Genomic DNA, 11,853 nt, shown 5'->3' on the forward strand with positions numbered 1-11,853 from the left:
TGCTGCTTAGGGTTCCTCATCGAGTCGTGCTCCCGAATTAGCGATGGTTCTGGGTCGTCGTACCCGCAGAGACGCCCCACCGCGGGACCGATTGTCGTTCGGCCGGGCAGTGCGGGCCGAATTCGGCATCAGCCTGGCTCGTCGGTCCCGTAGTTCCATCTGAGTGGGTCTTGCGCTTGTCGAGTCCGCGCCAATAGCCGTTTTTGTCGAAGTGCCGTCGATCCGAATTACGTATCCGGCGTTGGAATCCGGAGCTGCGCTCAGGCTCGTCCCAACATTGCAGCCGACTTCGGCATTCGCCGCCTTGATGCGATCGAGGTGCCTAAGCGAATCAAACGCAGGCTTTTGAGTCGGCGGTGCTGGATCCGACTCGGGGGCTTCCTGAAACTCGTCGTCCGCGGCCACGGGCGGATCGCTGAACATGGGCCGAGCCGGCTCGTATTCGGTTGGTATCTCGAAATGGAGCGGCACATCCTGAAGCCGCTCGATATGCTTGAAGTGCGGCTTATACATGTCGAAAACGCGCTGGTCTCGCTGGTCGATTTCCGTCGCCGTCTCCACATGCGCCGTCAAAAAGACGAGCAAGTCAACCCGCTCGGACCGCGGGCTCTCCTGGCGAAACAGCATGCTCAACCCCGGCAAGTCGCCGAGACCGGGAACCTTGCTCGCCTGATGCGTCTTTCGATCGCTGATGAGTCCGCCCAGCACGACGGTCTGGCCGTCCTGCATGATGACCCGGGTGTCGAGTTCGCGCGTGCGAATTCGGGCTACGCGCAAGCCGGTTGTCCCCACGACGTCGTCGCCCAACACACTGGTCGCCGGGTGAACCAGCATGCTGACGCGCCCATCCAGCGTGATCGTCGGCGTCACCTCAAGCTGAACACCAACGGGAATGTACTCGCTGAATGCTTCTGTTACCGTGCCGAAGTCAGTGATGGTGGCCCGGAGAATCGGATAGCGCTCGCCGACGAGAATGCTCGCGCTGTGATTGTTATAGACCAAGAGCCGCGGATTTGCGAGTAGTCGGATGGAGTTGTCTGTCTGATTCGCTCGCAAGAGTGCCGTGAACTGAGTCAGATCAATTGTTCCGAGGGCCATGCCCGCGCTGACCTTCGGGTTTCCGCTCACGTCGCGCATGATCTGTGCGCCACTGGCAAACCCGGCCCGATTGTTCAGCGGCCATTGGTGATCGATCAGCGGACCGCTGGCCAATGCGCTGACGTTCCAGTCGATCCCGAGGCGTCGCTGCAAATCGGTGCTCATTTCGACAATTCGCGCCTCGATCAGCACCTGGGGAGGAAGCTTGTCGAGATCGGCAATCAGCTCCGCGATCCGATCTACGACTTCCTCAAGATCCGTCACGACGAGAGTGCGTGCGTTGATGGCCTGCGCCTGCTGTCCCGCCCCTGCAGCATCTCCAAATCGGCTGGTGAGTCCGCCGCGCGGCTGCTGAGTGCCCGATGACACGCCGGATGCTACGCCGCCGACACCAGCATTGTTCCCCGAGGCGTTGCCGGATAGCGCGCTGAGGTTCTGAACGCCGTAGTTAAGATCGCTGTTCTCGTTCAGCACTTTCATCTTGCCATGTGCGGAAAGAGCAAACTCCAGCGCGTCTCGAACACGGTTGGCGTCCTGGGATCGCAGGTTGAATACACGCGTCACAACCGGAGGAGGGGCGGGGTCACCGATGGCCTGGACCGGCTTGGAAACGGTAATGACGCCCTCTTCAAGCGTGTATTCATATCCATTATTGATGGTGATCGCCCTCAGCGCCGTATTGACGTCGACGTCTTCGAGATAAGTGGAGACTTCCCCCTTTACCTCAGGGCCGATTACCAGATTCAGGCCGCCCTGAACAGCGACCATGCGCAGAACATCGACGATGTCGGCCTTGGCGGATTGAACGGTGATCCGCGTACTCTTGGCCGCGTTGGGCGAACTCTCAACCGCCGAGTTTTCGCTTTCCGCCTTTTGCGACCGCTGCGACTCGCGCGGAGATTCGGCATCCTGCGCCGCCGTCCTGGCTGCCAGGCTCAATAAAAGGACGGCTACGAGCATGACGCGAAACAAAAGCATCATGGCGCCCCCTTCATTCGTTGGACCTGGGCCTCTTCCACGCCGAGGAAGTAACGGAATTGCCAGCCGCCTGAGTCAAGCGTGATTGAACCTTTGTCGATGCGGCTCACTCGATAAGTCTCTTGAATGCTGTCGCCCACCTGCACGAAATCACCCTGCACCATGGCCATCCAGCGATCGGCGGATCGGGAGACGCCGGTAAATGAAATCTTCGGCGCGATCGGCACTGGGGCCCCGACGAATTCCGATTTCTCCGATGGAGCTTCCCGCGCGGCCTGCGCAAATAGTTCAAAGGGATCTCGCCCCCACGGACCATCCTTGACGCGCGTCGCCGCCTCAAGCAAGCCGGAATCAGCCAGTAGCGCCGACACCTCAGCATGTGCAGGCGACAATTCCGACTCCTGCGTATCCTCAAGCGGCTCTGTTTCCAGCGGCATTGCCTCGACAGAGGCCGGCAGATACTTCGTGAGCAATACAAGCCGCCAGATCAGCAGCGGACCGCAGATCGCAAGAATGATCATGAGTTTCTTCGTTCGCGGATCCGTCATCCCGTGTGCTCGTTATTCTGCGGCGATTCCTGAAGCAGAAACCCCTCGACCGTAATCTCGGCGAGCAACAAACCGCTCGGACTTCCGTCCGGGTTGGTCGCATGACTGACTCTAAAGCTCCGGACGCGTGCCGGAATGCGCTGACGCGTGCAGGCCTCCATGTATTCAGCAATCTGCCGGTAACTCCCCGCGACAGAAACGCGGTATTTCGGAAGCTCCGCCCGGCTTGTATCAATGTGACCGGTCGACACCGGAAGTATCTCGCGCACTTCCAGGTGCCCGTTGCGCGCGGTCTGCATGAGCTCGGCCTGGAGCAGTCCCGGTTTTCGAGCTTCCTCTGCCCGGAGGGTGAGGTCCTGCATTTTTTCACGCAGTTCACTCCGCTGCTCTGGAGAAGTCACCGTCCGCTCCAGGACCTGAGCCGATTGGTTCAGGGTTGCTCCGATCATGGCCAGTTCGTTGATCTCTTTTTCCAGGCGATAGGGTCGGGTCACGGCAAAGCCCGCCGCGAACACAATCGCGAGGAGCCCTAGCAATGGCGCGCTCCAGTTGCGGAGGTTTTGACGGGTGAAGCTCTGACGCATTACTTCGCCCCCGCGCCGGATACCGGCGTTCTTAGATCCAACCGAAACGCGACTGAGCCGGCAAGGTGTGAATCGCGATCTGATGCGCCTTGATTCGCGGATACGATCTCGACCCGGTGATAGAGCTCGCTTTTCTGCAGCGCCAACACAGTCTGTCGCACCACATCGTCGAATTCCTTGTTTGAGTCCGCTGTGACGATATCACCGCGCAATGTCAGGCTGGCCTCACGGACATTCCATTCACCGCTGTACTCAGTCGCCCGGAACTCACGCGGCAAAACCTGAGTCTGCTCCTTGAGAACGGCTAACCAATCCGGCGATTCATCGACGAAGGCCCGAAGTCTGCCCTCGATGTGCATGACCGCTTGGTCTACTCGAGAGGACTCTCCACACTGCTTGACATTACTCTGAACGACCGCCAACTGAGCCTTCCGGACAGCGAGAGATTGCCCCACCGCCGAGCCAAGGCTCTCGAACGGCACGGACATCGCCGCAATCGACACGGCGACCATCGGCGCGCAGATTGAGACGCTCCTGCGCCATCGACGGGTCCGTTCTTCCCGGCGAACGTCTTCCGGAATGAGGTCGGGGAGTTTCTTCCAGTGCCTCACCGCCGCGGCGCATAGCCCATACCCCGATGGATTCCCGCCACCCTCCGTGCTGGCCTGTATGACTGACTCTTCCAGCCAGTTGCCTACGGATACGCGGAGACCGGATCGTACCGCGATGGCCTCGCCCATCTGAGGTATCTCCGCGCCGACGCCGATCAGCTCGATCTCCTCTACGATGTGATTCTTGCCGGTGGTCGCGAAAGCCAACCACTGCGTCATCTGTTTGAGCAGCTTCTGAAGGACGGGCTCCAATAAGGGCAGGATTCTGTCACCGGTCACTCCGAGGCTTGAGATGGAGTCATTGGGCAAGGGGACGCCCACCTCATCGCGAAGCTGCATGGCCTTGGCCGCATCTAGCTGAATGACTTCTTCGCCGCGAATGATGGGTCGCATCAGCGCGACGGTGATATCCCCGGCCGAGACGGGAATCTCGCTGCAGATGCAAGGCGCGCCGCCGTCAACAACGACGAGCGTGCTGCTCTGCTCACCCAGGTCGAGGACGACGCGCATTCCGTTTTCATTGTCAAACCTGCTCGCAACGGCGTGAGCGAGCACATCGGAGGCCGCGCAGATTCCCAGCAGCCGAAGTCCGAGCTGGGATGCCGTGTCAACGATCTTGTCGAGGTGCGACTTTAGACCGGCTGTCGCGTGAACCTTAAGCTGGCCTCCGGAGAGACTCTTAAGCGACTTGACGGCCACGACGGCCTCGGCGACTGGAAAGTGGAGCTGCTGCGCCAGCTTGATTCGCGTGGCCTGCGTCAGCTCTTTTCCACTCAGTGGAGGCATGTCCAGATAGTGAGAAGAAACGCCGGCGCCGCCCAGAACAAACAGTACGCCGTCAATTTTCTGCTGCTTGCCTCGACAATAGGACTTTAGTTGATCGATGAGAAGCTGATCGGAAAGCGGGCACGAATCTTTATTCTGAGTGCTCGATGGGAAGCTGCAGCAATCTGCAATATAAACGGAGTCAGAACCGGCCTCGGCGATTGCGGCGCGCACGCCTTCGACGTCGACCTGAATCACGAGAATACTTCGGTTCTTCGACATCCCTGTCTTCGTTCCTCCGACGTCGCATCCTTGGCGCACGACAGCATGCCGGGGCGACTACCTGATCTTCAGCCGCACCGGGACTACTCCGTGCGAATCTCAATCACCCGGCGAAAGCTGCTCCAGGGCAATTGCGCTTGATTCGGCCGACCGGTGGCGCGGTACGTTGGGGGACTTGGCGAGGTTTGCTCCACAAAGAACCTCCCCGCGGCAATCGCCGGGTCGTCGGCTGAGTTTCCGTTGTTCGATATCGTCCCCATGGTCCCAGTACCTTCGTTATCAAAGTCCACACCCAGTCCGATCTCCCGGACCGACATCTCAATACCGCTCTCCGCGGCATAAAGTGCGCCCGTACCCAGGAAATGGCTGAGTGAAGTCGTTGCCGTCGTGCCTGTCAGGTCGAAACCCCACAAAACGAAGGTTCCGATAACGAGAAGCGCCGCGACAAAGGCAACAAGCGCAGCGCCGCGCCGACGGAATCGGCCAGCACAATGTTTAGGGATCGGTCGTGACTTCATCCATAAAGCTCCTGAGATACACCGCCGTCCGCAGTTGCACAGTCTCCGAACTGCGAGTCAGCGCCAGCGTGATCTGGACAAGGCGCATCGATTCCCGGTCAGTCTGTGACAGGGGAAAGCTCGCAAGCGCAGAGCCATCGCGGGCAAAGTAGGCAATGGAAAACTCGGAAACGTCCCGGGCAACCGGATGCCAATTCAAGGCGTCGTCCGTAGTCATCTCCACTTGCCCGCCGCTCAAGCGAAACCCCGTACTCCCGAATCGCAGCTCGGTGGCGGTCGCCAAGCTGACCTGGGCGCGGCCCATGAGGCACGGAGTCGGATTCGCTGGACATTCGTCTTGTTGAATCTCTCGAGCATACCGCACCATGCATTCCATCGCGGCCGCCGCCGTATCCGCCACCTCGACCCGGGCCGCCACCTGGGTGCGCATGTCCGTGGCGCTCCAGATCAACCAGCCTGCCGATCCAGTGATGATGACGCCCACCGTCATCGACACGATCAGCTCCACCAGCGTGAATGCGCTACGACGGCGAAGCCCTTGAACTGATTTTCGATCGCGTCGATTCATGATTCAAAGTTCGCAAAAACCCGCTCAATGACTAACTGTCTCGTTCCCCCGTCCCAGGTCACGGTAACAGTGACCAACTTGTAGCCCTGGTCGCTTATGGCGGCACTGAGGTCGCTGTTCACATAGGCAACACGAACCGACCTCGAATAAGCGGTGAATCCGCTCACCGGCGACTCGTCGGGAAATTCGGCGACCGTCGGTACCGTAAGGGCGAAGTATCCGTCGGTGCCGCGATATCGTCGGGCAATGACCGCCTCCATTCGCTCAACGACCAGAAACGAGGCGCTCGATTCGCGGATGGGAAGAATGGATTGGTTCGATGCTTCTATGAATGATGACATCAGCGGCGGTAGTGCGACTGCAAGAATGACGATGCACATCGCCAGCTCAATAATCGTCGCGCCTAATCGACTGCTTGGCCGCCGCATGATCATATCCTTTCGACCATGCCGCTTACGGGGTACACCGTGATCGTGGCGCCGCCCGAAAGTGTTATCTGCCCGGTTGCTGCTAGAGGATTTCCCGCCCCGTCATGCGGAACCCCGAGACTGTCGAACTCAATCTCGCTCGTCGAATTGACGCTGACATTGCTGATGACGACATTCGAAAAATCGCCGGCGCCGAATTGTACGACTCCCGTATCCTGGCTGGACGGATGGGTAAACGCCTGCCGGCCGGGCTTACCTGGGTTCGAGGGGTCTTCCATGAATAGTTGATAGTTGTTCGAGCCCGCACTGAGCACCACCCATGTGCGAAGTCCTGAAGCCATGGCGATTCGCTGCATCAGTCGGACGTCGCTCGTCAGCCTCGCCGCCGCTGCATTTGTGCGAATTGAATCAATGGATGAGAGAACCGCCCCGCCACCCGCCACCGCCAAAATCCCCAAAATTCCGATCACCGTGATCAGTTCAATGAGCGTAAAGCCCCTTGCGGCTTGCCGGGCGCTTGCCGAACCTGGTTTTCTTGTCATTTGCCTCATGCATTCCTGCTTCAAAGAAGAGCCGAGAATGACAATGCCCCACGGCGAATGCGCCGCGGGCCATTGAGGATCTTCCTCTGCCGGAAGCGATCGCCGGCCAACGGTTCTTTAGAACCCGTTTTCGCCAATGCCGGCGGTATTCGTATTGGCCCAGAACTGACCGGTCGCCGCTCGATACGCCCAGCCGCCCGATCCACCGACGACGACCCCCTTCGTTGCTCCGGCGACGACATTGTTCTTCGTCGCGTCAGTGTCGAACGGATTGTCACCGAGGGTGTCAGAGACCACAGCGCCGGCAGTCCTGATCTCACCGATCGCCGGATACCTCAGGGTACCACCGCCACTCGTGGTAGCTGAGTAGGCGTAGTAATTCGCGATGGCAGCGCGAACGCCGCCGAGAACGCCCTTACATGCCGCGACTTTTGCATCCTTCTGGTAGTCAAGGTAAACCGGCAGCGCAACCGCCGAGAGGATTCCCAGAATCACGATCACGGTTACAAGCTCGATGAGCGTAAAACCCTTCGTCCGATTCTGATGATTGCTTCTCTTGCTCATCTGATTCAACTCCTGGGCAGTGCCCCTGTTGCTCTCATTGATCTCTATACGCTTGCCGTGTCCCCCATCGGAACGGCGAGAACTAACCGTTGCCCACCAGTTTCAGTAGCTTCCACATCGGCAGAAATATGGCCAGCGCAAAGAAAAGAACGACGGTGGCGAGCGCCGTTACCAGAACCGGCTCTATCAAGGTCGATAACATCTTGACGCTGCGCTCGGTCTGCGTCGCATAATACTTCTTCAAATACGCAAATATCTCGTCCGTCCGACCTGCATACTCGCCGATGGCCAGCATCCGCTTCACCAGCGGCGTCAGCCAGCGCGTCTCGCCAAATGCCTCCGTTAACGATCTGCCGCCCTCTACTGCACGAGCCATTCCGCGCACGTCGGCCTTCAGCGCTGAGTTGGTCATGCTGTCACCGGTCACGCGCAGCGATTGCGTGATCGGCAGTGCTGCCTGCGTCAGTAGGTCCATCAACTCAATCAAACGTACCATATAAACGCCGACTAGCAGATTTCCGAAAACAGGCAGTTTTAGGACGCTCTTGTCCAGCCAGGCTCGTACACTACTGAAGCCCATCGCGTATCGGACGAAGACAATCGTCAACACCAACCCGATCGACACCAACACGTAGTGATGCGTGATCGCTCCACTGATCGCGAGCAGCATGCGCGTCGGCAGGGGCAACTGGCCGTGGAACTTGTCAAACATCGCCGCGAACTGGGGCACCACGAATATCAGCATGAACGTGGACGCAAGAACCAGCGCGCCGACCACCATCATCGGGTACATCATTGCCGATCGAATCTGACTGCGGGTCTCCGTCTCCTGCTCTTGGTACCTCGCAAGTGCATTCAGCACCTCAGGAACCTTTCCAGCCGCCTCGCCGGCCGCGATAGTCTTTACATAAAGCTCGGAAAACCACGTCGTCTCCGCATCGAGCGCATCGGCCAGCGAGCGGCCGCCCTCAATACGGCCCACGATTCGATGGATCGCATCGCTCAGCTCAGGATGCTTCGTCTGCTCCCCGACCGCCTTAAGGCCCGCAATCAGCGGAATGCCACTCTCGGCCACCGCCGCAAGCTGGTGTGTAAAATCCAGCCTTGCCCGTCGACGAGCGCCCCCTCCGCGTACGCGCCGAACCTTGCCCGATTGCGAGTGGGGCTTAGATGACTTGGCGCCCGATTCCTTGCGCTTTGCCTCGGTTGCCGCCTTGATGCTGATGGGAGTCTTGCCGGACGCCTCTAGCTGGGCGATCGCCGCCCGTTCCGACTTCGCTTCAACGAGATCGTTTTTGATCTTTCCTTTGGCATCGCAATACTGGACGACGAATTTCGCCATGAAGTCTCAGCTCCTGCCCCGCTTTGCTTCCTACCCACTGCTTGCGACACGAACGACTTCTTCCACCGATGTGATACCCTGGCGAATCTTCTCGATACCGTCCTGGACGATGAACTTCATGCCCGCACGCCGCATCTCGGCGCGAACCACCTCGATAGGTTCCAGTCGCACGATCATGGCCCGAACTTCTTCCGATACCTCGAAGAACTCGTAAATCCCGGCGCGACCGAGATAACCCGTCCCCACGCAACGACGGCAACCCTTGCCGCGCATGGGCTGAAAGTCGAGATCGGACGCACCTAATCCAATCGCACGCAACAGATAATCCGGCGGAGAATCGGGACGTGTGCAATCCGGACAATTGCGGCGCACAAGGCGCTGAGCCAGCACTGCCAGCAATGACGATGAAATCAGGTACTCGGGCACGCCAAGATCTCGAAGCCGGGCGATCGCGGATATCGAATCGTTGGTGTGAACCGTCGAGAGCAACAGGTGTCCGGTCAGTGCCGCCTGGACCGCGATCTGCGCCGTCTCTTTGTCGCGAATCTCGCCGACCATGATGACGTCGGGGTCCTGACGCAAAATCGACCGCAGCCCCGCCGCAAAAGACAAGTCGGCCTCCGGGTTCACCTGAACTTGTCGCACGTTACTGTTTCGATACTCCACCGGATCCTCGATGGTCACGATGTTCTTCTGCGGAGAAACGATTGCTCGCATCGCCGCATACAGAGTCGTCGACTTGCCGCTGCCGGTCGGACCCGAGACGAGAATCATGCCGTACGCGTTTGAAATGACCGCCTGAAATCGGTCGAGCATTTGAGGAGCGAAGCCCAGCTCCCCGATCGTGATTGCATCGGATGAATTCTTAAGAACGCGCATCACGACGGCTTCACCATAAACGCTGGGCAGTATCGAGACGCGAACCATCACATCGGCATCGGCGCTCTTGAAGGCGTAGGCGCCGTCCTGCGGATTGCGCGTCTTGGAGATATCCAATCGACTGATAATCTTGATGCGCGAAACGAGTGCCCGATGGAGCCCAAGCGGCGGCGCCGAGACTTCACGCAGCACGCCATCTACACGCATTCGAATTCGAAGTTGATTCTCGCCCGGCTCGATATGAATATCCGACGCATTCTGCCGAATCGCCTCGTTCAGCAGGTTATCAACCAGACGGATAACGGGGCGCGTCTCATCGCCATCGATGACTTCCGCCGCGTTCGAAAGCGACTCAGCCACCGAGGATTCGGAAAGGTAGTTGCTTGCCCCATAGGCCCGCTCGATGAGCCCCAGAATCTCGCTGCGCGACCCACGGCATACATCCACTTCCTGTTTGGTGATGCGCCGAATCTGGTCCACTGCCACCAGGTCATTGGGATCCTCCATGATCATCGTGATCACACCGTCCAGGACGAAAAGCGGGAACATGACATGCGTGCGCGCGGGCTCCTCATCGAGGAGTTCCGAGTTCTGTAGCCGCGGAATGAAATCAGACAGATTGCAATAGACATGACCCGACCGAATCGCCTTCAGTGCCTGAAGATTGACGTCGGTCAGAACGCGGTTCTTTCGAAGAATCGTCTCAAGGTCGCATTCCGCTTCCTGTGCCTCCAGCTCGTACTTTGCGAGCTGCGGCGTCGTGAGAATATTGGAAGCCAGGATTTGGTCACGCAGCTCGGAGCTAGCGCTATACATTTTCGCTCCTCCCGGCTGACTTCTCGGCTGCGGCAGTCTTCGACGCGGCGGAGATTCCAACCAGCTCCTGCTCGTCCCGTCCGGCCGGATCCACGAACTGAAGTCCAATGAGGTAGCTGGGCCTGTGATCAACAAGCGTATAGCGGCGCACGATCGCCCGAATGGTCAGCGGTCGAGCAGTCTCGGCCCCCGACGGACCAGTCTGAGAAATCTTCAATACCACCTTCAGGTTCTTCGGCAGAAAAACACCGGAGTGAAGTCCAATGCCGCCCCTGCTGACATCCACCACGGCAAAGTCATTCAGGGCGTCACCGAAACTCATGCGCACCTGATCCGCGTGGTCGGGATGCACCTCGACCGACGCCGCCAGGTGTGTCCCATGGCGCACGAAGAGCCGGGACGCTGCTAGAAATGATTCCTGCGTCTTCATCACCTCGAGCTATCGGGTAGCTGTTCGGTATAGTTCAGAACCGACCTGGCCCCTGACGACCTCGACGAAAGGGGATGGCCACTCGACTGCCGACGAATGACATGAATCTCGGACGAACGATCAATCTGCCGCGATCACTCGATTCGATAATCGTCCGATACCGTCGATCTCCACGCAGATTTCGTCACCGGGACGCAGAAAAACCGGAGGCGTCCTCGCGGCCCCTACCCCCTCTGGCGTTCCGGTCAGAATGATCGTGCCGGGAAGCAACGTGAATTGGTGCGAGAGATAGCTCACCAGCGCCGCGACGCTGAAGATCATCTCACCGGTGTTCGATTCCTGCATCAGCCTGCCGTTCAGAAATGACCTGATTCCCGCTCGCGACGGATCGAATTCTCCGCGAGGCACGATGACCGGCCCAATCGGGCAAAACGTGTCAAAGCTCTTGCCCCGTGCCCACTGCTTGTCGCGTCGCTTCTGGCAATCCCTTGCAGATACGTCATTGGCACACGTGTAACCCAGGACATGATCCATCGCGTCTTCCAATGAGACATTCTTCGTCGCCCGCGCAATGATGACGCCCAACTCCGCCTCGAAATCTACTTCCTCAGGCGCACTTCGCGGCAGAACAATGGGATCGTCGGGGCCGATCACCGCCGTCGTCGCCTTGAGAAAAATCAACGGATCGGTCTCAGGCGTCTCCGCCTTCATTTCCTTTGCGTGCCCCTGATAATTGCGCCCGATGGCGATGATGTTGGGCGGCTCAATCGGAGCGAGACGCGCGGAAATGCGATCTGCAGTTTCCCCCCATTCCCACGGATCAAACAAGCCTACCGTCAGGGGAATCGCTTCGCCCGCGCCTGCACATTTCCCGTAGCGAATAGCGCCCCTTTCGTTGAC

The 11,853-nt window shown here is 59.0% G+C and carries 13 protein-coding genes; all 13 read right to left on the reverse strand.

From position 1 onward, the window contains the following. Positions 1 to 6: 6 nt before the first annotated feature. The 13 genes from HS101_17875 to HS101_17935 all read right to left on the reverse strand — a co-directional run bounded on the left by HS101_17875 (position 7) and on the right by HS101_17935 (position 11,835). On the reverse strand, positions 7 to 2,079 hold the full coding sequence (locus HS101_17875) for a hypothetical protein (protein ID MBE7508135.1): 2,073 nt from the start codon (positions 2,077 to 2,079) through the stop codon (positions 7 to 9). Continuing rightward, positions 2,076 to 2,624: a hypothetical protein gene (locus HS101_17880; GenBank protein ID MBE7508136.1), complete on the reverse strand. Its 549-nt coding sequence runs from the start codon at positions 2,622 to 2,624 to the stop codon at positions 2,076 to 2,078. The genes HS101_17875 and HS101_17880 overlap by 4 nt, the downstream gene beginning before the upstream one ends. Further along, positions 2,621 to 3,208, reverse strand: coding sequence for a hypothetical protein (locus HS101_17885; GenBank protein MBE7508137.1), 588 nt, complete (start codon positions 3,206 to 3,208; stop codon positions 2,621 to 2,623). Before HS101_17885 ends, HS101_17880 begins: the two co-directional genes overlap by 4 nt. Continuing rightward, positions 3,208 to 4,866: a hypothetical protein gene (locus tag HS101_17890; GenBank protein MBE7508138.1), complete on the reverse strand. Its 1,659-nt coding sequence runs from the start codon at positions 4,864 to 4,866 to the stop codon at positions 3,208 to 3,210. The genes HS101_17885 and HS101_17890 overlap by 1 nt, the downstream gene beginning before the upstream one ends. 83 nt (positions 4,867 to 4,949) lie before the next feature. Then, positions 4,950 to 5,384, reverse strand: a complete 435-nt coding sequence (locus tag HS101_17895) for a hypothetical protein (GenBank protein ID MBE7508139.1) — start codon at positions 5,382 to 5,384, stop codon at positions 4,950 to 4,952. Continuing rightward, entirely contained in the window at positions 5,362 to 5,952 is a 591-nt protein-coding gene (locus tag HS101_17900) for a prepilin-type N-terminal cleavage/methylation domain-containing protein (GenBank protein ID MBE7508140.1), read from the reverse strand. The genes HS101_17895 and HS101_17900 overlap by 23 nt, the downstream gene beginning before the upstream one ends. After that, the gene (locus tag HS101_17905; GenBank protein ID MBE7508141.1) at positions 5,949 to 6,380 is read right to left on the reverse strand and encodes a hypothetical protein; all 432 of its coding nucleotides are present in this window, start codon (positions 6,378 to 6,380) and stop codon (positions 5,949 to 5,951) included. The genes HS101_17900 and HS101_17905 overlap by 4 nt, the downstream gene beginning before the upstream one ends. Positions 6,381 to 6,382: 2 nt before the next feature. Then, entirely contained in the window at positions 6,383 to 6,922 is a 540-nt protein-coding gene (locus HS101_17910; GenBank protein MBE7508142.1) for a type II secretion system protein, read from the reverse strand. 117 nt (positions 6,923 to 7,039) lie between these two features. Then, a complete protein-coding gene (locus tag HS101_17915; GenBank protein MBE7508143.1) occupies positions 7,040 to 7,486 on the reverse strand; it encodes a prepilin-type N-terminal cleavage/methylation domain-containing protein in 447 nt (148 codons plus the stop codon). Between the two features lie 82 nt (positions 7,487 to 7,568). After that, the gene (locus HS101_17920) at positions 7,569 to 8,828 is read right to left on the reverse strand and encodes a type II secretion system F family protein (protein ID MBE7508144.1); all 1,260 of its coding nucleotides are present in this window, start codon (positions 8,826 to 8,828) and stop codon (positions 7,569 to 7,571) included. A gap of 30 nt (positions 8,829 to 8,858) precedes the next feature. Beyond that, positions 8,859 to 10,523: a type II/IV secretion system protein gene (locus tag HS101_17925; protein MBE7508145.1), complete on the reverse strand. Its 1,665-nt coding sequence runs from the start codon at positions 10,521 to 10,523 to the stop codon at positions 8,859 to 8,861. Continuing rightward, positions 10,516 to 10,953: a PilZ domain-containing protein gene (locus tag HS101_17930; protein MBE7508146.1), complete on the reverse strand. Its 438-nt coding sequence runs from the start codon at positions 10,951 to 10,953 to the stop codon at positions 10,516 to 10,518. The genes HS101_17925 and HS101_17930 overlap by 8 nt, the downstream gene beginning before the upstream one ends. A 120-nt stretch (positions 10,954 to 11,073) precedes the next feature. After that, complete coding sequence (locus HS101_17935) at positions 11,074 to 11,835, reverse strand: fumarylacetoacetate hydrolase family protein (protein MBE7508147.1); 762 nt, start codon at positions 11,833 to 11,835, stop codon at positions 11,074 to 11,076. Positions 11,836 to 11,853 lie beyond the last annotated feature (18 nt).

This window comes from Planctomycetia bacterium (assembly GCA_015075745.1).
Lineage (GTDB): Bacteria > Planctomycetota > Phycisphaerae > UBA1845 > UTPLA1 > UTPLA1.